This is a genomic window from Heyndrickxia faecalis (assembly GCF_040267745.1).
GTDB classification, from domain to species: domain Bacteria; phylum Bacillota; class Bacilli; order Bacillales; family Bacillaceae_C; genus Weizmannia; species Weizmannia faecalis.
Window position 1 is genome coordinate 1167875 of sequence record NZ_CP158453.1, and the last position, 21837, is coordinate 1189711.

Sequence of the window (21837 nt, forward strand, 5' to 3'; positions counted from 1 at the left end):
AGAAAAATGGAGAAACCGAAAGTGGTGATACTAGGTGCCGGCTACGGCGGGCTCATGACCGTGACGCGGCTGCAAAAACAGCTTGTAAAAGGGGAAGCGGACATCACACTTGTGAACAAAAATGATTACCATTACGAAACAACATGGCTTCATGAAGCTTCCGCCGGCACATTGCACCATGACCGGGTCCACTACCCGATTCAAAACGTCTTAAATAAGAATAAAGTGCAATTTAAGCAGGCGGAAGTCAAGCGGATAAAAAAAGACGCGAACACAGTTGAGTTAAAAGGCGGGGAAGTGTTACCATATGATTATCTCGTCATTGCACTTGGATCCAACGCGGAAACATTCGGAATCGAAGGCTTGAAAGAGCATACTTTTTCGATTACAGATGTAAGCGCTGCCCAAAAAATACGGGAACATATTGAGCGCCAGTTCGATGCCTATCGAAGGGAACTCGATAAAGATGACAACCGTCTCACCATTGTAGTCGGCGGTGCGGGTTTTACCGGCATCGAGTTTCTTGGCGAACTGGTGAACCGGATTCCGGCGCTTTGCAAAGAATACGGGATCCAGCGGGATAAAGTGCGGATCGTTTCGATTGAATCCAATCCTGTCGTCCTCCCGCAATTTGACCGCGAACTTGTCGATTATGCCCTTTCGTATTTGGAAAGCAAAGGTGTCGAGTTCCATATTGGTACGGCGGTTAAAAAAGCAACAAAAGACGGGGTATGGGCCTGCAAAAAAGGCGGAGAGCCATATGAAATCAAGGCAGGAACTGTCATCTGGTCCGCGGGTGTGCGCGGGAATACCGTGATTGATGCGTCCGGGTTTGAAACGGTGCGCGGCCGAGTGAAAGTCAATCCGGATTTGACCGTTCCGGGGCATGAGAATGTGTTTGTGATTGGGGACTGTGCGTTGATCATCAATAAGGACACAAACCGTCCGTACCCGCCAACAGCACAGATGGCCATGCAGCATGGAGAAATATGCGCACGGAACCTCCTGAAAAAGATCCGCGGTGAAGAAAGCCTTGAAGCTTTTACCTTTCATGACAAAGGCACTGTTTGCTCCCTTGGGGAAGACAATGCGATCGGCATTGTGTTTGGCAAAAAGCTGAAAGGCACTTCTGCTTCTGTTATGAAAAAAGTCGTGGATGATCGTGCCTTGTATATGATCGGCGGCACGAGGCTTGTTTTAAAGAAAGGAAAATTTAATTTTATATAGCAAAAATATCATCGCGTTATTTTTGACGAAATTCGGTTTTTTCAGTAAACTAGATGTATAACGGGGATGCGGAGGGGCTTATGAGTATACCGGTATTGATCATTTCGATGGTCCTTTTTCTTGTTTTGTTTTTCGGTATCGGTTTTATTGCCAATATGCTTTTGCGGATGACCTGGATTCTCTGTTTCATTTACCCGGTCATTGCGCTTTCGATGATTGACCGGATTACTTTTTCCCGGTATTTTACCGATCCCGGGACGGCTTTCCGGCAACTTGGGGAGCATCTTGCTTCCATCCATTTATCGGATGCCCTCGTGCTATCGAGCGGCCTTGCGGGGGCACTTTTGGCCGGTGTTGCGATAAAAGCGCTCCGGAAAAACGGATACCGGATGTTTTAAAACTGCCTTTGAGGCAGCTTTTTTTTGCCTTCAAATTGGAGGCGGACCGGCAAAAGCCGGCACAAATATTCCCGGATAAAGCGTTTAAAAAATGCACATCAACCAGCGCTTTTTGGAAGAGCCATTTTCAGAACAGAGAGTGGGCGGAATAAGTTGTCGCGAAAAAATGGCAGGCGGATCAGTCGTTTTTTTGCCAATATGCCCGCATATTTTGTAACGGCATGGGAAACAATAGCCCTAAGAGGAGTGAAACCAATTGAACATGAAAAAATGGATGATCCGCTTATTGATGGCCATTTTATTCATATGGGCAATGATTTCCACTTTCCAGGCGCTTTCGGGGATAAAAGCAGCAGCTGCAAAAGCGGCACCTGCTTCAACATTGGAAAAAGGATTGGCCGCTATTGCCGCGAGCCAGCCGCAGCCATCCCTTGATGCCTATGACTGGAGCAATTACCCGAAAAAGAAAGTGACAGCAACGGGGTATACGGCAGGGGCCGAATCGACCGGAAAAAGTCCCGATCATCCCGGCTACGGCATCACCTACTCCGGGGTGAAAGTGAAACGGGATTTATATTCAACGATTGCTGCCGATACATCCATTTTTCCAATCGGGACGGTCCTTTATATCCCAGGCTACGATTTCGGTGTTGTGGCCGATACAGGATCCGCCATAAAAGGGAACCGGCTCGATCTGTATTTTGAAACGGTTTCGGATGTTTACAAGAAATGGGGAAAACAGACGCTTGATGTGTATATTATTAAAATGGGGGACGGGTCCCTGACTGAAAAGGAACTGGCTGAACTGAACGAAAACAAAACGATGCAAGTGTTCCGGCAGCAATATATTAGACCGGAAACGGAAGAATAGCGCAAAATGCCGGTTGCGCTTTTTTTTGTGCGTTTTTTTCAAGCGGACGGCTATAATGGAACAGAGGTGGTTGTATGTTTGAAATTTGTACAGGGGATCCGTTTGAATGCCGGGAAGACTGCCTTGTAATCGGCTTGCAGCAAGTTCCAAAAAAGTTTGACGGCTTGCTGGAAAAACTCGACAACCGTTTCGACGGGGAACTGACGGAACTGGTAAAATCCGGCGATCTATCCGCGCACGCCGGCAGCCTTTCTGTCATTCATACCCTCGGAAAACTGCCTGTAAAACGGCTTTTGTTTATCGGGCTTGGCAACCCGAAAAAAATCAGAAAAGAACATTTGAAAAGGATGTTTGGAAAAGCAGTGAAACACATCCTGAAAATGAGATGGGCTACGGCAGCGGTTTTTCTCGATACGTTTTGCGCCGGCACAATCAACGGGGAGGAAGCCGCGCAGTTGCTCGGTGAAGCCGCTCCCATGGCCGCATACCAGTTTGCCGGTTACAAAAGACAGCCGAATATTCCGGAAGTGCAGCTCGAAAAAGTAGCGGTTTACATCCGGGCTGCCGGGAAAAAACCGGAACCGGTGGAAAACGTCACAAATGTTCATTCCAGGGTTGCCGGGAAGGCTGAAACCCAACTGGAAAACGCAGATCATGTTAGTGGCCCCGGGAGACCGGAAAACGTCGAACATGTTAGTACCAACGGAAAAGCCGAGGCCCGACTGGAAAACGCCGAACACGTTCGTGTCAACGGAAAAGCAGGTGCACAACCGATTCAAAACGCCAATCCTCATTGGGGTGCTGCCGGGAAAGCAGAAGGCAGGTTGAGGAACGCCGAACAAGCGAGTGCTGCCAGAAAAACAGAAGGCCGGCTGGGAAACGCAGAGCATGTTAATGTCGCTGGGGAAGCAGAGATCCGACCGGAGAACATTGGACATGCTGGTGCCGCCGGAAAAGCAAAAGGCCGGCCGGTTAAAAACGCCAGTCTTCAAACGGGTACATACCGTAATACCGATCTCCCCGGGGAAACAGTGGGCACTGCCCTGCACCGTGGGTACGTTTTTGGCAAAGGCGTGAATACGGCACGAACGCTTGTCAATACGCCGGTGAATATTTGGACACCGGTCCGTCTCGCGGAATACGCCGCATCACTTGCTGAAAAATACGCTTTTGAAGTGGAAATCCTTAAAAAAACGGAGATGGAAAAGCTTGGAATGGGGGCGATTTTGGCTGCGGCCGGGGAATCAAAAGAGCCGCCGAACATGATCGTGCTGAGATATGCGGGCGAACGAGAATGGGGCAATGTGCTTGCACTTGTCGGAACCGGCGCCGTGATCGATGGTTGCACACCCGGTGCAAATGTAGGCATGGCAGGGGCAGCAGCTATTCTGGGTGCCATGGAAGTGGTCGGGGAACGGAAACCGGCAAAAAACGTGGTGGCGGTACTTCCCGTAACCGGTAATCGCATAAACGGTACCACAGGGGGCGTTCCTGCAAACGATGGACAGGGTAAAATGCCTGTTGAAACGGGCACTGTCATCACGAGCATGAACGGTAAAACGATTGAAGTGCGGGATAACGGTGCCAGTGGGTTGCTGATGCTTGCAGATGCCGTAACGTATGCGAAACAATATGGTGCAAGTCAAATTGTGGATGTTGCCACCTTGACAATGGACGTGGTCTCGGCGCTCGGCCGTGATAAAACGGGCGCTGTTGCCAATTGCGATACTTTTTTTGAACGAGTACTGGAATCTGCAAAGGAAGCAGGCGAATTCATCTGGCGCTTCCCTGTAACGGAAGCGGACATAGAGAACGTACGAAGCAGCAAAATTGCCGATTTGAACGGTTGGCCGGGCAGCGAAGGCCGCGTGATCGAAAACGGGGCTTTTATCGGGGCGTTTGCGGAAGACACCCCGTGGGTCCATCTGGAAATGTCAGGAACCGCCTTAACAGGGAAAGAAACCGATCTTGGCCCGGCCGGCGCAACCGGTGTAATGGTACGGACACTGGCCGTGCTGGCTGAGAAGATGGCAGAACAGGATTAAAATCGAGTAGGAGGCTAATGAATCATGATTAGCCTCCTACTCGATTCTTCATTTTTGCAGCCGTTCTTTCTGTTTCAACACACCGATTGTGATTTTAAATATGAGCGCCATGATGCATAACATCAGCACGCCTTTTTCAATAGGATAAAAAGTATCGAAGGTACCGATCGGATGGTAGATAGAGCTAATAAGGTCCCTCGTCATATAAAAATCAATGCCAGCGATGAAGACATAGAGGACCAGTGCGACAATCCCGGTCAGGAAAGCGATTTTCATGCATGCTAATTCCTTTCATATTTTTTTCGAATCGAAACATACTAACAACAAGATGTCTTCATCAGTAGTTTGTGCTCCGTTGCAAACAGTCATGCACGGGCGAAAAGGAGGATCGGTATGCCATATTGGTGGAAAAAACAGAGAAGCGCTGCAAAAAATAAAAACAAAAGTGCAAAGAAAAGCGGGGATGTGCAGAAAACACCTGTGCGCGGGAATGATACGAGCGGGACTGTAACGGATATCCCGTGTTTGACCATGGGCACCGATTTAAAAACGTGCATCCAACAGTTGAAAAAAACAACCGGGAACAGTTCTGATATTGTGATTCATGAAATCATGCTTGGAAGCGGCAATGATTTACCGGCTGCCGTTATATCCGTTGATGGCCTGTATGATCCGAAAATGATCAATGAAAACCTGCTTGAAATCTTGATGGGTAATCCGGAAATCGACGGGTATTTGGACGGTGAAAATATACTCGACAGCATCATAAAGCACGTCATTAAAATTGGCGGTGTAAAAAAGGTCATGAATTGGAATGACTTGTTTTCGGAGCTGTTGAGTGGCCAGTCCATTTTACTGATTGACGGCGTATACGGCGGATTAAGCATCAGCACAAGGGGCGGGAAACAGCGAGCGATTGAAGAGCCTTCAACCGAAGTAACTGTACGCGGGCCGCGTGAAGGTTTTACCGAATCTTTACGTGTCAACACATCGTTGATTCGTAAACGGATTAAAAATCCGAATCTGTGGATCGAGAACTTTAAAATCGGGGAAGTGACTCAGACCGATGTTGCGCTCATGTACATAAAAGGAATTGTAAACGATAAAATCCTTGAAGAAGCCCGTAAACGGTTAAACACGATTAAAATCGATGCCATTCTTGAATCGGGCTATATTGAACAACTCATTGAAGATAAAACGTATACCATTTTTCCGACAATGTACCATTCGGAAAGGCCGGATGTGGTGGCGGCAAATTTATTGGAGGGCCGTTTCGCCATCGTTGTGGACGGCACGCCGTTCGTTTTGCTCGCGCCTGCTGTTTTTATCCAATTTTTCCAGTCGGCAGATGACTATTATACACGATTTGACATTGCGACAGCGCTCCGCTTTTTGCGGGTGCTCAGCTACTTAATCTCACTTGTTGGGCCTGCTGTCTATGTCGCCGTGACAACCTTTCATCAGGAACTTATCCCGACACAGCTTGTTTTCACGATCGCGGCGCAGCGGGAGACGATTCCTTTCCCGGCTGTTGTCGAGGCAGTTGGGATGGAGATTGTATTTGAAATCCTCCGGGAAGCCGGACTCCGTCTGCCGCGACCGATCGGCCAGACGGTCTCGATTGTCGGGGCGCTTGTCATCGGGCAAGCGGCAGTGCAGGCCGGACTTGTTTCTCCCGCAATGGTCATTGTGGTATCGATCACGGCCATCGCCAGTTTTTCTACCCCTTCTTTTTTCATTGCTGTTTCAGCCAGATTGTATCGTTTTGTTTTTATGCTTCTGGCGGCTACTTTCGGTTTTTACGGCATCATTATTGGGATGATTGCGCTTGTTGTCCATTTGACCAGCTTGCGGTCTTTCGGCGTGCCATACACGGCGCCGATTGCCCCTTTCATTCGTTCCAACTCCGGTGATACGGTGATCCGCGTGCCAATGTGGTCGATGAGCGCCAGGCCGCGTCTCTTCAGCCAGAAAAATATCGTCCGCCAGGCAGAAAATCAAAAGCCAATGCCGCCGAAACAAAAAAATGATGCGAATGGGGAGCAACCATGATGAGCAGTCGATGGAAAACGGCCGTTGCCCTTTTTATGGCTTCTTTTTTGCTGACAGGCTGCTGGAGCCATAAAGAGTTAACGGATATTGCCTTTGTAAGCGCCATTGGCATTGACCAGCTTGAGAACGGGCATTATTTGCTGACCTATCAAATTGTTAATTACTTAAACATTCCAAGCGGCATGCAAATCGGCGGCGGGCAGGGTCCTCCTGTTACCATCTATCAGACGGAAGGCAAAACGATTGAGGAAGCCATTCTCGCTTCAGACCAGGAAATTTCCAGGAGACTATATTTTTCTCATACAAACGTTCTCTTGATTGGCAGAAACTTGGCGGAAAATGGCATCTATCCGGTTATTGATACTTTTGACAGGCGTAAAGAATTCCGCAATACTGCTTCCGTTCTGATTGCCCGCAAAGGTAAGGCGGAAGATATTCTTCAGGTGATGACGCCGATTGACCATATTCCGACCAATAAAATCAATAAAACATTGGAAGATGCGGAAGAAAATGTCGGTGGGCGAATAAAAACAGATGTTTCCGATATCTTATATGACTTTACAACGGAAGGAAAAGAAGCGGTAGTGGGAAGCTTCAAGCTGATGGGGGATCCGAAAAAAGGAGGAAAGCAGGAAAGCCAGAATCAAACAAAACTGGACGCATACTTAACGAGCGGCGGAATCGGGATCTTAAAACATGGAAAATTGATTGACTGGGTAGGCGGACAGGATGCCCGTACGATTACATGGCTATTGAAAAAAACAAAAATGACGTCGCTTGAAATAGACTGGGCACATCATCCGCGTGCGCTCGGGCTGCAGGTAAGAAAAACGATTATCGGAATGAAACCGGTTATGAAAAACGGGAAGCCGGAAATGCATATTCACATTCGCCTTGCAGGTCAGCTACAAGAAGTCGATGTGCCGCTTGATGTAATGGATTCCAAGGAAATGGTCCGGATTGAAAAAGCATACGAAAAAAATGTGGAGCAGCAAATCAACAAAGGCATCCGACATATGCAGCGCGAGCAATGTGATGTGTTCGGCTTCGGGGAAATGATTTACCGCCAGTACCCGAAAGAGTGGCACAGTTTAAAGCATCATTGGAATGAAAATGGTTTTGCCCATTTAAAAGTGAAAGTACATGCAGATGTCGTCATCGCCAATTCTGAACTACGGACAAATCCATTCCTTTCAAATTTAAAATAATAGGGCCTGGTGATATATGGAAAAGGCGAAGATTTCCTCATACCAATTATTTGTGTTAATTTGTATGTTTGAACTAGGCAGTGCCCTTTTGCTGGGGATCGGAAAGGGCGCAAAGCAGGATGCATGGCTTGCGGTTTTAAGCGGCTTGAGCGTTGGGTTTTTCTTGTTTTACGTTTATTACAAAATATTTTCCTTCTATCCTGGCATTTCGCCGGTCGAATGGTTGCGGGCGATTTACGGAAAAGTCATTGGCTGGTTTTTCGGCTTTGCCATGGGCATTTACTTTTTGTATCTTTCTGCCAGGGTGCTGCGCGACTTTGGAGAAATGCTGATTATATCGGCTTATCCGGAAACACCGCGATTTATTATCACAGTGATCATGGCTTTTTGCGTCATGTATGCAGTGAAAAAAGGAATGGAAGTGATGGCCAGAACCGGGGAGATCTTTTTCATCTTTGTTTATTTTCTGATGATTATGAGTTTCGTATTGATTACTTCATCGGGGCTCATTAACCTTAATTATTTGAAACCCGTACTGGAAAACGGACCCATGCCTATTATGAAAACAATGGCGACAGAGACGATTTATATTCCTTTCGGCGAAACGATTGCGTTTTTGTCCATTTTTCCGCTTGTAGACAAGATAAAGGGTGTAAAGGTAGCCGGGCTGTCCGCCATGTGGTTAAGCGGTACAAATTTGGCGATCTCGATGCTGATCAATACCTGTGTACTTGGCGTGGATGTAATGATGCGTTCCCCGTTTCCGCTGCTTACGACCATCCAGGAAATTCAAATCGCCCATTTTCTGGAGCGGTTGGATGTGTTTTTTATGGTGGCTTTAATCGTTGGCGGGTTTTTTAAAGTGGGGATTTTCTTATATGCGGCTTGTATTACGTTTACGGAGCTGTTCCATGTAAGCAGCTACAGAAAAACAGTCTATCCGCTCGGTGTGATCATGCTGGGCGCATCATCGATGATTGCGTCCTCGTATGCGGAACATATCGACGAGGGCATCAAAGTGGTGCCTGTTTTCTTTCACCTCCCTGCACAAGTGGTTTTTCCGGTTATAACGCTTCTGCTGATTTTGTGGAAAGAGAGGCGCAAGAAAAAGAACAGGCAAAAGCCAGCATCTGCGTAACGCCCAGTCCGGCAGTGCCGGGATGCATACACTAAAAATAGAAAGAGAGGAGGTCATTTGATGTATCCGCATGCACATTACCCGGCTCGTTCCCCATTTTTTGCCGGACCGCTTCTGGGTGGTTTTCTCGGAGGCTTGCTTGGCGGGGCACTGGTAAGGCCACGCCCGTATTTTCCATACCCTCCGGTGCCATATCCACCGGTTCCGTACGGAGGATATCCGCCATTCCCGTATTATTAAAAATAACCCCCGCTTCTCAAGCGGGGGTTATTTTTTCGGAAAGATACCCGGCTCCTTTGGTTGCAAGAAGTTCCGAAACAAGGATTTTGTTGGAACGGCTTCAAATGATAAAACATGAAGGACAATTTGGGGAGCGGCGCCCACGTTTTTGTCTTTCATACAAACGATGAAGGACAATTTGGGGTAAGGAGTCCTTGATTTTATCCTTCATTCAGTCTATGAAAGACATTTCGCCGTTCTGGGATTTGAAATTTGTCCTTCATCGGGTTGACGAAGGACAATTCGGAGCACGGAGCCATTGATTTTGTCTTTCATACAGCTTATGAAGGACAATTCGGAGAGCGGCGTCTTTGGTTTAGTCCTTCATACAGCTTATGAAAAACAATTCGGGGGGCAGGATCCCGGAGCTATGGACAAGCCGCAAGTTATGACCAGCGCATTTTCATCTGGAGCTCGCAGCAAGGTTCCTGATTGCCCGGGGCCTTTTGGACAAACTGCAATACAAGGCCGTCTGGTGTATAAAACACGCGCGGTATATGCTGGATACCGGTGCCCGTCAGCATGCGACCGACATCGGCCGAATCCGATTTTTGTGCAGCAGACATCAGTTGCCCGGCAAAAGCTGTAGAGCGGGAAATGCGGTTAAGCAAAAGCTGTGCATCTGCCAAAAGCGCGTGCGTGCGCATGGCCGAATCCATAAATTTTTTCGGGTGGACGGCAGGATATTGGCGGTAAGGCATGGAATAGTATGGAAAGGAAGGAACAACATAATACGGATTGTAGTACAATATTCTCACCTTCTTTCTCAGGCGGGGATCATCATTTTTTACATCGTATGAAAGAAAGGCTTGAAAGATGTATGGACAATCCGAACCGGGGGGAAAGAGATGGAATTGGAACATACAATGATCGGCGCGCTTGGCATAAAACTTGTCCAAATGGAGCCCGGGAAAGTAGTGGCGACGATGCCGGTGAATGAAAAAACGATACAGCCGCTCGGATACCTGCACGGCGGGGCATCCGTCGCACTCGCGGAAACCGCAGCAAGCCTCGGGGCTGCGATGCTGATCGATTTAGAAAAAGAAGTCTGCTTCGGGCTTGAAATCAATGCCAATCATATCCGCTCAAAACGAAACGGCACCGTAACCGCAGTTGCCGAGGCCGTGCACCGGGGGAAAAGCACCCAAGTTTGGGAAATCAAAATCAAAGACGAAGACGAAAACTTAATTTGCCTGTCGCGCTGTACCATTGCGGTTGTGCCGAAAAAAAGCTGAAAGTTTCGCGACCTGGCAAGGAAAAATAAAAAAACGGCAAGATACCATCAAAAGGGTATCTTGCCGTTTTAGCTTTCCCGGACGGTGCGGCGCTGTTCTGATTTTACACTGTAAAGAAGGAGCGCAAATGCGAACAGGAACAAAACCCCGGTTACATAAAACACAGACGAAATGCCGGAGATCACGGATACGTAACCGCCAATCAGCGGCCCTGTTACATTCCCGAGAAACCGGAAACTTTGGTTATAACCGAGCACTTCACCTTGCATGCTGAGCGGCGCTTCGAGACGAATAAACGCCACAATGCTTGGGTTCATTCCGCCGATCACCATGCCAAACAGGAACCGTAAAATAATCAGTTGCCATAAATGGCTTACGAGTGCTTGCGGCACCATGAAGGCACAGGCAAGCACAAGCAAAATCAAGAGAATCCTTGCATGCCCGTATTTGTCGCCGAGCATGCCCCACTGCCTTGTCAAAAGCAGGTTGCCGAACCCGGTGGCGGAAAAAGCAAGCCCGGATAGGAACGCAATATTGCCGGAACTTGTCAAATGGCTGACATACAGCGCCAATAGCGGCTGGACGCAGAAGTTCGCCATTTGGATCAAAAGCGCAATCACCATGACGGTAATCAAAATCCGGCGGCTGACAATTTGTTTGATCACAGCAAGAGGAGAAACGGACTTCTCTTTTCGTCGGGCCGGATCAGCACGTTTTTCTTTAATGCCGAAAACAACGCCAAGTGCGGCAATCGAAATGGCAACGGCTGTAATCATAAAAGTGTATTTAAAACCAAAATTGTCTGCAATCGACCCGCCAATCAGCGGCCCAAATAAGTTTCCGGAAACATTTCCCATTTGCAAAGTGCCGAGCACCTTGCCGGCTTCCTCCTTAGAGGTCTGCTTTGAAATGAGCGCCATAGAAGTCGGGATAAACCCGGTCACGATCCCCATGAAAATCCGGGTCGTAAATAAAGTGGCGACATTGTTTGCAAGCCCCATAAAAAACAGGCTCGCGGCGATACCGAACCCGGTAATAATAAGCGTCGGTTTAAAGCCGTATTTGTCGCCGATACGTCCCCAGATTGGCGACATAAAAAAAGCAACCAGAAAGGTCACGCCAAAAATATATCCGGCCCAGCGCTGGACATAGCTATCGCTGAAATGGCCGAATGTTTGAATATATAGCGATAAAAATGGAACGATCATCGTTAAGCTTGCACCTACTAAAAAGTTACAGACAAACATGATATACAAATTGCGTTTTTCCTGGCTCATCAGATGAGAAAATCGCCTCCTTGCGCAATGAAAACAAAAGTATACGGAGTAAATATTTCGTTGAACTAAATATTATTATAAAACTTATCACCGAAACTTCAACAAAACCGGCTTGTAAAAAAGTGTCCGTTTTTTGACAGAGAATTTCCCCCTTGTATCGTATGCTTGAAACGCACTCTCGTATAGGACGCCTGCACATCTATTATATGTTTGAAACATAAATCCCATTTTGGAAAAGATTGGTTTCCATTTACAAACTGTTCCGGCCAAGCCATGATATGCCGCTGCTTTAGGAGAGATTTTAGCCCTCATGGAAAAAAACGCGGCCTGCCAAAAAGTCGGGAAGAAGATGAAGCAAAAAAGTGATTTTTCAGCAAGTCCGCTCAGGTATATCTTCATATGTGGAAAGGTGGAAAATCTGTTTTTTCAATGCATAATAGTCGCGTTGTGATCGATGGGGACGTTATTGTGGGCTCGAGTTGCTGGTGCTCGCCGATGAAATGAGGATAAGGAAAAAAGTCGGTTATCTGGAGGGGCTTGTCGGCAGGTTTGTAGCGGATATCAAGAACGGTTGATTTATAGAATCTGCGGCGTTTGCAGGGTATCGGTCTACTTTCACGGACATCAGCGGAGACATCTGAAATATAGTCGGCGTTTTCACACCCATCTACGTTTCGGATAAAAAGACGAAAAATTTTGAAATCATCATTTTTGTCGAATTGGTGTTCCCTTCATTTCAAAAATGTTGTATAATAAAAACGGAATAGTTTTAATACTTGAAAAGGGGGAATGGGATGGATATGCGGACTGGGCGCAATGAATATGACCGTCATTGGAAGCGGGTCATTCATTCGCTGTTTGAAGATTTTGTTGCGTTTTTTTCACCAGGCTTGTATGAGATGATTGATTGGGACAAGCCACCTGACGACCTGGATAAGGAGTTCCAAAAGCTGAATCCGGACGGCAAAAGCCGTGACCGGGAAGCAGACGGGCTTTTTAAAGTGTATTTGAAAAATGGTAGCGAACAGTGGATACTTGTCCATATCGAAGTGCAGGGGTGGAAAGATACTGGTTTTGCAGAAAGAATGTTTCAATACTTCTACCGGATTTTTGATGCGTATGATAAAAAGATATTTGCGCTTGTGATTTACACCGAAGATTACTCCGAAACGTATACCCCACCCCGTTATGAATACAACTTTTTCGGGACAAAATTGAATTATGAATACAATGTGTATAAAATAGCGGAACAAGATGAAAATGAATTGTTGCAATCGACTAATCCATTTGCTTTTGTAATCCTTGCGGCAAAAAAAGCCCTGTATGGAAAAACAGCTGCACAGCCAACCAAATTAGAATTGAAAAAGCAGTTGCTCCGGGTTTTAACTGTTATGAAAGATCGCTTGCAGCTCGATAAAAAGGATTTACTGACACTTTTCATTTTCATGGACCACATGATAAAACTCGAAAGTCATTACCAAAAGGAATTTGACCAGGAAATCAAAAATTGGGAGGGCGGCACGATGATAACGTATGAAGATGAACTAAAACAAGAAGCAAGAGAAGAAGGGAGAAAAGAAGGGAGACAAGAAGAAAAAATTGAAATTACCCGAAACCTTATTAAACTTGGGATACCACTCGATTCTATCAAAAAAGCAACAGGTCTCTCCGAAAAAAAGATCCTTGAAATAAAGGAGAAGTTGGAAAAGGAATAAGGGCTGATGGCTTTGAATTGGGAGGGCGGCACGATGATAACGTATGAAGATGAACTAAAACAAGAAGCAAGAAAAGAAGGAAGAATCAAAATCACCCGAAACCTCATTAAACTGGGGTCCTCCCTTGATTTTATCAAAAAAGCAACAGGCCTTTCCGAAAAAAAGATCCTTGAAATAAAGGAGGAGTTGGAAAAAGAATAAGGGCTGATGGCTTTGAAACGGGAGGGTGGCACGATAGCACAAATGGTTTTGAAATGGGTGTATATAGTAATTTAATTGATCGGTCACCCTGTTGCAATTGAATATTTGTATTTTCTTATTCTCTCTGCCCGGATTTCGAATGTAAAGCAGTCAGAAAATCATTTGATGTTTCATGTACTGAAAGGTGACGATAGCGTCCATTTAAGCCGTGCCAGAATTTATTTTTCTAGTGAACTGCCGGATAGTGGAGGAGGCGGAAATTTTACAAATAGAAAAGAACAAGCCCTTGTTTATTTTGGAAAGATACACATACACGGGAAAAGAAGAAATCATGGAGTACTCGAAATTTATTATGAAACAGGAGAATGCTAGTTATTACTTAGATATATCTCTTGAATTGTTATAAAATTATAACTTTTATATGTTTCGTTTAATATATTGGATGAGGATAAATCAAAAAATGGTTTTCCAACATTTCTTTAAAAGGTAAGGAAAATTCAATTGGAATTATGATATTATAACTTTATATTTTTAAAGGAGAAGATTTGATGAAACAGTGGAATCCAACGAGCTGTCTTCAAGAAGACCAAGAAGAAGTGTCATTTTCTTTTGAAGGCAGAAGACTTAGAGCACGGAAAGGTCAATCTGTTGCTGCTGCTTTGATAAACAATGGTATAAAAAAAATAGCTGTAAGCAAAAAGTTCGGACAGCCTAGAGGAGCGTACTGTTTTACAGGGAGATGTTACAGCTGCACAGTGAACATTGATGGCTGCTCACATGTCAGGGCATGCATGACCCCTGTCCAGGAAAATATGGAAGTTGAAATGGCAAAAGGATATTTTGATATAAGGAATGATGACAATGGATTGTGATGTATGCATCATTGGAGGAGGACCATCAGGCTTAGCAGCTGCTTGGCAAGCGGGGAAAACAGGATTATCCGTCATCATCGTTGATGAAAATCAAATGCTTGGAGGACAGTTAAAGCAGCAGAGGCAACCGATTCAAAATTTACCAGATATCTTTACAAACCAACAATTAACAGGTTTTGAACTGGCGCATGAATTGATCCATCTGATTGAGCCTTATGATATAAAACCTTTAACCGGATTTAGTTTTATTGGTGTAGAAGCGGATGGAACAATAGGAGTGAATAATGGAAGAGAAACGCGGAAAATCCGGGCAAAATGTATCATTGTAGCAACGGGAGCAGCGGAAGAACCTATTTTGTTTCCTGGTTGGACTTTACCGGGATCATTTTCAATTGGTGCGATGCAGATCTTAATCAATCGGGAAAAAATTGTTCCAGGCAGAACAGCTGTAATGATTGGATCGAGCAGTCGAACCTGCCAAGTTGCAAGTGAGATGCAGCAGGCAGGCATAATCATTGCGGGGGTGATAGAAGAGAAAGCCAAATTTGACTGTTCTCCATCAGATTTACAGCACCTGAAAAAGTTAAATATTCCTCTCTTTGCCGGTGTATCCAAGATAAGAGCAGAAGGAGAAGAAGAAGTGGAAAACATTCACTTTAAGGCCGGTGATGGGAAGGAGCAATCCATAAATACAGAGCTTGTTTGTATAGATGGAGGTCTGTCCCCCGTTGTCGAGTCTAATTTTATATTGGGATACCAATTGCAGTTTAATTCTGATTTGGGGAATTGGATCCCATCCTATGATTCCTGTTTTCATACAAGTGCGCCAAATGTATTTGTAGCTGGGAATGCTGCAGGAATTACCAGTCATGGGGCCATTTTGATTACCGGTCTGATCGCAGGCTTAAGTGCAGCCGAGGCACTCGGGAAATATTCAAATAAGGAAACTGTTTCGAAACAGCGAAAAAAATGGTGGAATGAACTAAAAACAGTTGAAATGGCTTATGATTCAACCGTTTATCAGGCAAGAATTCAGCATGTGAAGCAATTTGAACAGTTGAAAATCAAACAAATGTCTTGAAAAACATATGGAGGCGGTCATATTGAATGAAGAAACGATTATTTGTCCCTGTGAAGATGTTACCTATTCGGATTTGGAATCCGTTCTTTCATTGGGCGCAGAGACCTTTGATGATGTTAAAAGATTTACAAGATGTGGCATGGGGTCCTGCCAGGCAAAGGCATGCTTTTATCAAGTTTCCAAATTGATAAGCAAACGTAAACAGATCCCATTATCGAAAATTCCCTACACTCATATGAGATTGCCGCTTAGAATGATACCCTTGGAATCTTTGCTCGGAGAAGACAAGGAAAAACCAGTGAAAACTTCGTTAAGTGAAGGTCATGCAAATGAATAATCAACGTGAATATGAAGTGATCATCATAGGTGCCGGCGTAGTTGGAAATGGAATTGCGTACCACCTATCAGATAAGAAACAGAAAAATATTCTTGTCATTGATAAGGGATTCCCATTATCTGGAACTTCCGGAGCAACCCAAGCTTGGGTATGGGTACATGGTAAAAAACCGGATACTTATGCCTATTTTACAAAGTGCAGTGCAGAACTCTATCCTGAATTGGAAAGGAAAATTGGCGATATCGAATATGCACGGACGGGTGGTATCGAACCATTTTTTTCTGTTGAAGAAATGAAAGAAGCTGAAAAAATGGTACAGTCTCAAAGTAATGCAGGAATTCCAGTTGAATTATTGAGCCGGGAAGAAGTGTTAAAAAAGGAACCTTATTTTTCTCAAAATGTTGTAGGGGCTACATATAGTCCAGTGGACGGCAATGTAAATCCCTTTAAATTACTGGAAAAGTATATAAAAGCGAATCGGGCCCACGATGTCACCTTTTCTTTTTATAACGAAGTCACCGGAATCGACAAGAAGGCAGGGAAGTTTGTTGTACACACCCAAAAAGGGAAATTTACGGCGGAAAAACTCGTGCTGGCTGGAGGACTCTGGACTAAGAAACTTGGCGCTTTTCTTAATGTATCTGTCCCGATTGAAAAAGTGAGGGGACAGATCATCGTGACAGAGCCATTAAAACCATTCATTCACCATACAATCGGCGGAATGATGAGACAAATGCAGTGTGGCCCTGTATTAATTGGCTACTCAATGGAGAAGGCTGGCTATGATCGTAGAAGCACACTCGATATTATTCAGGAAACTGCCAAATTCGGAATACAGTACTACCCTGATCTGGCCAAAGCCAATGTAGTCAGGTGTTTTTCGGGGATTAGAGTAATCCCGGAAGATGGCATTCCCATTTTAGGGAAAGTACCTCAAGTAGATCAATTATATATTGCTGTAACCCATAGCGGTGTTACTTTATCTCCGTTAATCGGGACTTTAATGTCCGAACTGATTATGAAAGATACGACTTCTATTTCTATAAAAGATTACCAGATCAGCCGTTTTTCAAAGCAGTCAGTTTAAAGGTAAACTACTATAGATTATGGAGGATCCTGATTAATAGGCAAAGACAGTGAAGAATATTTATCTTTAAAATAAATCTATAGATTGATTTTTAGTTTAGCAGGATTTTGAGCATCTTTTGAATTAGAAAAAAGGTATCGTAAAAAGTTGTTTGACGCTCCGTTTCGGGAAAATCGTTGTCTCGAACTGAGAATTGCCTCAAGGTCTGTGTTTTGATTCATAACAAATCAGTAAGCCGTATGCCTTAATAAGGCACATACGGCTTGATGAGGGAGTAGCCTTGAAAGAGTTAACTATTCTTGCAACAATGCTTCAAACAGCAAAAAGATAAAAATAAAAAAAATAATCCCGCAAATCATCATCTCAGCAAAATGAATAAAGAGCAATTTATCATCACTTTGTTTTTTTGGGCGGATGCCAAAAAAGTCACAGTGATGGAATATATAGAGGAATGTACAGGCAAAAAGAAAACCGGCCAGTGCATACATATCAAATGGGACATCGGTAGCGTATCTTGAGCTTCCGTTTGATTGGAGATCCAGCTCATAATCCAGTGGCTTTTGCAGTAAAATGGCAATCACGATAAAAAGATACAGAAAAAACGATATGCTGAAAGGATGTTTTCTGTAGTCCAGCCACTTCAGGATCCGTCTTATACGCGTGCTTTTGCCGTACGGATACTCATGTTCAGGCATATGGTCATCATGGGCCATATAAACAAATGCAATGCCTACAATCCCCAACAGAACGAGAAGTTTTGCGATAAAGACCATAAATAAAATATCAACCAGAAAACTGCACCCCAGTAAAATAAGAACGATTACACATAGTTGGTTACCAACCCTTTCTCGCTTCTCCCATAATTTGTTAAAATATTGGCGATTATCTGTTTTCAAACCATGGTTTTCAGCTCTCACCCCGTTCGTTTCATGGAGCCGGATGATAAAATGTGCAATGAGAACAAGTAGCACCCCAATTGCCAAAAAGTTCCACGTTTGTTTAGGAAAAGCGGGACGGATCCAATCATAGTGGTCCGCAACCCAAAGGCCGTCTGCTGTCAAACAAATCATCCCTGCCATCAACAAATATGGAGCCAGTTTGTAAATGGTAGCCACCCCCTATTTTTTCTTTTATTTTAACATGAACAAAAAAAACCAGGACAAAAACATTGAAATATGACTATATAAGATGAAATCATCATTTCTCTTAATTTCTTGGTCCTTTTTGGGTATAAAGTTTGTAACTATACCGCAAAGGGGGGTGAAAGAAGAATTCCCTTAGGTTGACTTTTTTTAAAAGCATCATAAAACCCGCTGGAAAAATCATCCAACGGGTGATATGCCGTATTCTTTCATCAGACTTTTTAACGCGGCGATGCTTTTCCGGCTGTAAAGTGTGTCTTCTTTTTCAAGCTTTTCCATCAGTTCGCGGACAGCGGTTTTTAGCGACGCCTCGTAATCCGGAATCTCGCCGTTGTACGGTTTGACCGTTTTCCGCGGGATATTCGCTTGTTCTCCGAAGGCCAAAGCTTTCCGCTCATGGAAAAACGGTACATCCCCTTCATTCGGGTGGTGCAAATCCCCCTGGGCGGGATGCTTTAACACGGCCAGTACCTTAAATACATAATGGTCGGGAAACACTTGCGTAATTTCTCCAATATATTTCCCGGTTTTTTTCGTTGTCACAATCTTATCTCCAACTTCCAAGCTGATTCCCCCTTGCGCTTTTACTACCATTATGGTGAAAAAGCCGGAAAGAAGCAAAAGAAAACGTTTGGACTTTTTGCCCGGATTTTAGTAAAGTAGACAAGAATAGTGAAACAAATGGAGGTTTTAAACATATGGCAGACGAAACCATGTATCCGCAACTTCAAGCGGGCGTGCGCGAAAACGAAACGGTCGCAGACATGCAGACCAATATGGGAACGATCACGATCAAGCTGTTTCCAGCGTTTGCGCCGAAAACGGTCGAGAATTTTGTCACGCACAGCAAAAACGGTTACTATGACGGCTTGACGTTCCACCGTGTGATCGATGGGTTCATGATCCAGGGCGGGGACCCGAGCGGAAACGGGACCGGCGGCGAAAGCATCTACGGCGCCCCGTTCGAAGACGAATTTTCAGAACGGCTTTTCAATTTCCGCGGTGCCTTGTCCATGGCCAACGGCGGCCCGAACACAAACGGCAGCCAGTTTTTCATCGTCCAAAGCAAAACGGTTGATCCCAGCATGAAAGGGCAAATGGAACAGGCGGGTTACCCGGCTGAAGTCGTAGAAGCTTATATGGAAAAAGGGGGGACACCGTGGCTTGATTTCCGTCACACCGTATTCGGCCAGGTCATGGAAGGCATGGAGGTTGTCGATGAAATCGCCGGCGTCCGTACAGGTCTGCAGGATAAACCGGTGCACGATGTCATCATCGAAAAAATCACCATACGTTAATCGCGAGTTACCATGCCGGCCTGCCCTGCGGCTTTTTTCGGAAACCTGTTCAACAGCACCGCGTGAAAAATGCGGTGCTGTAACCGTTTCATTTGCGGCCCCTGGCTGTTATAATGGTTGAAAAGGGGGAAGTGCCATTGTTTCCATATCTCATCGGATTTCTTGTTCAATTTCCGCAGGAGAAAAAATATTATATCCCGGCGTTGATCTCACTTTCCTTTTTTGTGCTGCTTGCGGTGCTCGTGTTTTTCATTTTCCGGAAAATCAATGAAAAGCAGGTGAAGCAGGCAAAAAAACTGGAAGAAGAAATCATGAAGAAAAATCGCTTTCCGCATGCGGATTAGCGTTTTCTTTTTTATAGGAGGTGGCAGATGTGGTTACGGCATGCCATTACAAATGCGCTTATTGTGTTTTCTTTTTTATAGGAGCAGACAGATGAGATGTCAGGCTAAAACACCGCTGTTTCCGGGGGAAAAAGCAGGGGATGGCGTCATGCGCTTCCCAAAGATTTGTGAACGTTGGATGAAATGGAATAAATGACTTGTATAACCGGACTGATTCATATATCTTATATGTAAATGATGTAATCTTTTTGTAACATAAACTACTTTATTGGGGTGATCGGCCATAACCAGGAAGAAAAGTCTTCTTATTGGCATCATTGCGGCAGTTGTCATCATTCTTTTAGGCGGTGCCGGCTATTACCAGGCTACCCGTTTTAATCCGCATGTCAAAATCAACAACGTCAAAGTCGGCGGCATGACCACTGAACAGGCGATGAAAAAATTAAAGTCTATGACATTAACAAATAAAGTATATGTCGGGAACAAAGTTTTGGTGGACGGGAAAGATACAAAGGTCCGTTTTACAGACGGTGATATGGCGAAGGTAAAACGCGTTTTCAAAACCCAGCGCACATGGATTCCGTCTTTTAAAGAGAAAAATTATATGGTCATGCCGGGGCGGACGGATCACTACCGCAATGTGACACTGAAGCAGGAAGTTTCCAAAAAACTGGAACAGCAAAATCAACATCTGCAGGCACCAAAAGATGCACAGGCTTATCTGAAGGACGGAAAAATTGGTGTATCGAAAAGCGAAAACGGCAATCAATACGACATTTCCGCCATGTTAAAGGCATATGACACACAAAAATACAATAGTGAAATTCATTTGCGTCCGGTAAAACTTCAACCGGTCCGCGAAAACAGCAAAATTGTAAAGCAGGAAAAGCAAAAGCTTGAGGAACTCTCGAACAAGACTGTCAACTATATCCTGCAGGAAAAGAAATATCCGTTCAAGGCAAGTGAACTAATTCAAAATGCATCCGTCTCAAAAGATATGAAACTAGCAATTGACCCGTCCGGCATCCAGTCGCGGCTGGATGCGTTGAACAAGGAGAAATCGACGCTCCATAAAAACTTCAGTTTCAAAACGCATGCGGGCTCCGTCATTTCCGTAAAAGGCCAGTCGTACGGCTGGGCGATTGATACGAAAGCGGAAGCGAAACGGATTGCGGACGCCTTTCAAAACGGCAAGGATACCGTCAAGGCTTACAATATTTACGGCGAAGGGTACAGCACGATCGGCGTCGGCTACCATGTCCTGGCCGAAAACGGGATTGGCGATACGTATGCGGAAGTGTCGATTTCCGACCAGCGCATCTGGATTTATAAGGACGGCAAGCTGAAAGTCACGACCCGGGTTGTAACGGGAAGGCATGATACACACGAAGATACGCCAAAAGGGGTTTGGTACATCGAATATAAAGAGTCCCCGTCTGTATTGGAGGGCAGTGAAGCGGGCAACCCGAATTATTCCGTTAAGGTAAAATATTGGGCGCCTTTCACGCTCGGCGGTGTTGGCTTCCATGATGCGAGCTGGCGGAAGAACTGGGCCATGGACGCCTATGTCCACCACGGCTCCGGCGGATGTGTGAACACGCCGCCAAGTGTCATGAAAACCGTCTATGACAACCTGGAACAAAACGAACCGGTCATCGTTTATTAATGGCCGGAACCGGCTTCTATCCGGTCCGGTTCTTGTTTTAAAAAAGGGGCAGTCCCATTTGGCTCCTGAACAGATAATTGTGAGATTCATGAAACGCTAGTGGGCATCGTGACGGAAACCGAACAACCAATTGTATCGTGCTTATAAAAAAAGGAGCAGTCCCGTTGGCTCCTGAACAGATAATTGTGAGATTCATGAAACGTTTGTGGGCATCGTGACTGAAATGAACAACCAACAACCAACTATATCATACTTACAAAAATAAGGGGCTCCCATCAGCCGTTTAACGACTATTGGGATAGCCCCTTTTTTTACATGGCTTAAAAATTTTTCATAGATTGCCGGAACCTTCTCAAAATACGTA

General features: G+C 45.1%; 23 protein-coding genes. 18 read left to right on the forward strand and 5 right to left on the reverse strand.

Features of this window, described 5'->3' with window-relative positions:
- Window positions 1-6 precede the first annotated feature (6 nt).
- From ABR335_RS05410 to ABR335_RS05425, 4 genes are all read left to right on the forward strand, one after another.
- Window positions 7-1227 carry an NAD(P)/FAD-dependent oxidoreductase gene (locus tag ABR335_RS05410; protein WP_035189657.1) on the forward strand — a complete coding sequence of 407 codons (1221 nt, stop codon included), beginning with the start codon at window positions 7-9 and terminating at the stop codon, window positions 1225-1227.
- Between the two features lie 80 nt (window positions 1228-1307).
- Window positions 1308-1625 (forward strand): YuiB family protein, encoded by a 318-nt coding sequence (locus ABR335_RS05415; protein WP_014097547.1) that lies wholly within the window; start codon window positions 1308-1310, stop codon window positions 1623-1625.
- A 256-nt stretch (window positions 1626-1881) separates the two neighbouring features.
- On the forward strand, window positions 1882-2496 hold the full coding sequence (locus tag ABR335_RS05420) for a 3D domain-containing protein (RefSeq protein ID WP_014097548.1): 615 nt from the start codon (window positions 1882-1884) through the stop codon (window positions 2494-2496).
- 74 nt (window positions 2497-2570) lie between these two features.
- Entirely contained in the window at window positions 2571-4541 is a 1971-nt protein-coding gene (locus ABR335_RS05425; protein ID WP_350346643.1) for a M17 family peptidase N-terminal domain-containing protein, read from the forward strand.
- Window positions 4542-4589: 48 nt separating this feature from the next.
- On the opposite strand, the gene ABR335_RS05430 is transcribed toward ABR335_RS05425, so the two are convergent.
- The gene (locus ABR335_RS05430) at window positions 4590-4817 is read right to left on the reverse strand and encodes a hypothetical protein (protein WP_035184158.1); all 228 of its coding nucleotides are present in this window, start codon (window positions 4815-4817) and stop codon (window positions 4590-4592) included.
- Window positions 4818-4934: 117 nt separating this feature from the next.
- Between ABR335_RS05430 and ABR335_RS05435 the strand changes: the two genes are divergently transcribed.
- The 3 genes from ABR335_RS05435 to ABR335_RS05445 are packed head-to-tail and all read left to right on the forward strand — an operon-like array spanning window position 4935 to window position 8939.
- The gene (locus ABR335_RS05435) at window positions 4935-6593 is read left to right on the forward strand and encodes a spore germination protein (RefSeq protein ID WP_061086871.1); all 1659 of its coding nucleotides are present in this window, start codon (window positions 4935-4937) and stop codon (window positions 6591-6593) included.
- Entirely contained in the window at window positions 6593-7801 is a 1209-nt protein-coding gene (locus ABR335_RS05440; protein ID WP_230951736.1) for a Ger(x)C family spore germination protein, read from the forward strand. Before ABR335_RS05435 ends, ABR335_RS05440 begins: the two co-directional genes overlap by 1 nt.
- A gap of 16 nt (window positions 7802-7817) precedes the next feature.
- Window positions 7818-8939, forward strand: coding sequence for a GerAB/ArcD/ProY family transporter (locus ABR335_RS05445; RefSeq protein ID WP_061086869.1), 1122 nt, complete (start codon window positions 7818-7820; stop codon window positions 8937-8939).
- Window positions 8940-9604: 665 nt separating this feature from the next.
- Here ABR335_RS05445 and ABR335_RS05455 read toward each other — a convergent pair.
- Complete coding sequence (locus ABR335_RS05455; RefSeq protein ID WP_110134107.1) at window positions 9605-9967, reverse strand: hypothetical protein; 363 nt, start codon at window positions 9965-9967, stop codon at window positions 9605-9607.
- 99 nt (window positions 9968-10066) lie between these two features.
- Here ABR335_RS05455 and ABR335_RS05460 point away from each other — a divergent pair, with 99 nt between their 5' ends.
- Window positions 10067-10453, forward strand: coding sequence for a PaaI family thioesterase (locus tag ABR335_RS05460; protein WP_013860109.1), 387 nt, complete (start codon window positions 10067-10069; stop codon window positions 10451-10453).
- A gap of 68 nt (window positions 10454-10521) precedes the next feature.
- Here ABR335_RS05460 and ABR335_RS05465 read toward each other — a convergent pair whose 3' ends face one another.
- Window positions 10522-11730 carry an MFS transporter gene (locus ABR335_RS05465; RefSeq protein ID WP_017552034.1) on the reverse strand — a complete coding sequence of 403 codons (1209 nt, stop codon included), beginning with the start codon at window positions 11728-11730 and terminating at the stop codon, window positions 10522-10524.
- 794 nt (window positions 11731-12524) lie between these two features.
- Between ABR335_RS05465 and ABR335_RS05470 the strand changes: the two genes are divergently transcribed.
- The 7 genes from ABR335_RS05470 (at window position 12525) to ABR335_RS05500 (ending at window position 17023) form a co-directional block, all read left to right on the forward strand.
- Complete coding sequence (locus tag ABR335_RS05470) at window positions 12525-13445, forward strand: Rpn family recombination-promoting nuclease/putative transposase (protein WP_014097557.1); 921 nt, start codon at window positions 12525-12527, stop codon at window positions 13443-13445.
- A gap of 6 nt (window positions 13446-13451) precedes the next feature.
- The gene (locus tag ABR335_RS05475; protein WP_014097558.1) at window positions 13452-13646 is read left to right on the forward strand and encodes a hypothetical protein; all 195 of its coding nucleotides are present in this window, start codon (window positions 13452-13454) and stop codon (window positions 13644-13646) included.
- Window positions 13647-13890: 244 nt separating this feature from the next.
- Window positions 13891-14052 carry a UTRA domain-containing protein gene (locus ABR335_RS05480; protein WP_196491390.1) on the forward strand — a complete coding sequence of 54 codons (162 nt, stop codon included), beginning with the start codon at window positions 13891-13893 and terminating at the stop codon, window positions 14050-14052.
- A 142-nt stretch (window positions 14053-14194) separates the two neighbouring features.
- Window positions 14195-14518 (forward strand): (2Fe-2S)-binding protein, encoded by a 324-nt coding sequence (locus ABR335_RS05485; RefSeq protein ID WP_014097559.1) that lies wholly within the window; start codon window positions 14195-14197, stop codon window positions 14516-14518.
- Window positions 14508-15599, forward strand: a complete 1092-nt coding sequence (locus ABR335_RS05490; RefSeq protein ID WP_014097560.1) for an NAD(P)/FAD-dependent oxidoreductase — start codon at window positions 14508-14510, stop codon at window positions 15597-15599. The genes ABR335_RS05485 and ABR335_RS05490 overlap by 11 nt, the downstream gene beginning before the upstream one ends.
- A 22-nt stretch (window positions 15600-15621) precedes the next feature.
- A complete protein-coding gene (locus ABR335_RS05495) occupies window positions 15622-15936 on the forward strand; it encodes a (2Fe-2S)-binding protein (protein WP_014097561.1) in 315 nt (104 codons plus the stop codon).
- Complete coding sequence (locus ABR335_RS05500; protein ID WP_014097562.1) at window positions 15929-17023, forward strand: NAD(P)/FAD-dependent oxidoreductase; 1095 nt, start codon at window positions 15929-15931, stop codon at window positions 17021-17023. The genes ABR335_RS05495 and ABR335_RS05500 overlap by 8 nt, the downstream gene beginning before the upstream one ends.
- Window positions 17024-17316: 293 nt before the next feature.
- Here the strand turns inward: ABR335_RS05500 and ABR335_RS05505 are convergent, their stop codons facing one another.
- Window positions 17317-18138 (reverse strand): hypothetical protein, encoded by an 822-nt coding sequence (locus tag ABR335_RS05505; protein WP_148261660.1) that lies wholly within the window; start codon window positions 18136-18138, stop codon window positions 17317-17319.
- 207 nt (window positions 18139-18345) lie between these two features.
- Window positions 18346-18729 carry a kinase-associated lipoprotein B gene (locus tag ABR335_RS05510; protein WP_014097564.1) on the reverse strand — a complete coding sequence of 128 codons (384 nt, stop codon included), beginning with the start codon at window positions 18727-18729 and terminating at the stop codon, window positions 18346-18348.
- A gap of 134 nt (window positions 18730-18863) precedes the next feature.
- On the opposite strand from ABR335_RS05510, the gene ABR335_RS05515 reads away from it, so the two are divergent.
- From ABR335_RS05515 to ABR335_RS05525, 3 genes are all read left to right on the forward strand, one after another.
- Complete coding sequence (locus tag ABR335_RS05515; protein ID WP_014097565.1) at window positions 18864-19463, forward strand: peptidylprolyl isomerase; 600 nt, start codon at window positions 18864-18866, stop codon at window positions 19461-19463.
- 131 nt (window positions 19464-19594) lie between these two features.
- Window positions 19595-19807, forward strand: a complete 213-nt coding sequence (locus ABR335_RS05520; RefSeq protein ID WP_235221920.1) for a hypothetical protein — start codon at window positions 19595-19597, stop codon at window positions 19805-19807.
- Window positions 19808-20222: 415 nt separating this feature from the next.
- Window positions 20223-21473 (forward strand): L,D-transpeptidase family protein, encoded by a 1251-nt coding sequence (locus ABR335_RS05525; protein WP_014097567.1) that lies wholly within the window; start codon window positions 20223-20225, stop codon window positions 21471-21473.
- Window positions 21474-21837 lie beyond the last annotated feature (364 nt).

What these genes read in the sequence shown, in the direction of transcription:
- ABR335_RS05470 (WP_014097557.1), top strand. Translation starts at nt 12,525, where the DNA reads ATGGATATGCGGACTGGGCGCAATGAATATGACCGTCATTGGAAGCGG.
- ABR335_RS05410 (WP_035189657.1), top strand. Translation starts at nt 7, where the DNA reads ATGGAGAAACCGAAAGTGGTGATACTAGGTGCCGGCTACGGCGGGCTC.
- ABR335_RS05465 (WP_017552034.1), bottom strand. Translation starts at nt 11,730, where the DNA reads ATGAGCCAGGAAAAACGCAATTTGTATATCATGTTTGTCTGTAACTTT.
- ABR335_RS05435 (WP_061086871.1), top strand. Translation starts at nt 4,935, where the DNA reads ATGCCATATTGGTGGAAAAAACAGAGAAGCGCTGCAAAAAATAAAAAC.
- ABR335_RS05485 (WP_014097559.1), top strand. Translation starts at nt 14,195, where the DNA reads ATGAAACAGTGGAATCCAACGAGCTGTCTTCAAGAAGACCAAGAAGAA.
- ABR335_RS05525 (WP_014097567.1), top strand. Translation starts at nt 20,223, where the DNA reads ATGACCACTGAACAGGCGATGAAAAAATTAAAGTCTATGACATTAACA.
- ABR335_RS05445 (WP_061086869.1), top strand. Translation starts at nt 7,818, where the DNA reads ATGGAAAAGGCGAAGATTTCCTCATACCAATTATTTGTGTTAATTTGT.
- ABR335_RS05490 (WP_014097560.1), top strand. Translation starts at nt 14,508, where the DNA reads ATGGATTGTGATGTATGCATCATTGGAGGAGGACCATCAGGCTTAGCA.
- ABR335_RS05430 (WP_035184158.1), bottom strand. Translation starts at nt 4,817, where the DNA reads ATGAAAATCGCTTTCCTGACCGGGATTGTCGCACTGGTCCTCTATGTC.
- ABR335_RS05475 (WP_014097558.1), top strand. Translation starts at nt 13,452, where the DNA reads ATGGCTTTGAATTGGGAGGGCGGCACGATGATAACGTATGAAGATGAA.
- ABR335_RS05515 (WP_014097565.1), top strand. Translation starts at nt 18,864, where the DNA reads ATGGCAGACGAAACCATGTATCCGCAACTTCAAGCGGGCGTGCGCGAA.
- ABR335_RS05415 (WP_014097547.1), top strand. Translation starts at nt 1,308, where the DNA reads ATGAGTATACCGGTATTGATCATTTCGATGGTCCTTTTTCTTGTTTTG.
- ABR335_RS05440 (WP_230951736.1), top strand. Translation starts at nt 6,593, where the DNA reads ATGAGCAGTCGATGGAAAACGGCCGTTGCCCTTTTTATGGCTTCTTTT.
- ABR335_RS05425 (WP_350346643.1), top strand. Translation starts at nt 2,571, where the DNA reads ATGTTTGAAATTTGTACAGGGGATCCGTTTGAATGCCGGGAAGACTGC.
- ABR335_RS05500 (WP_014097562.1), top strand. Translation starts at nt 15,929, where the DNA reads ATGAATAATCAACGTGAATATGAAGTGATCATCATAGGTGCCGGCGTA.
- ABR335_RS05460 (WP_013860109.1), top strand. Translation starts at nt 10,067, where the DNA reads ATGGAATTGGAACATACAATGATCGGCGCGCTTGGCATAAAACTTGTC.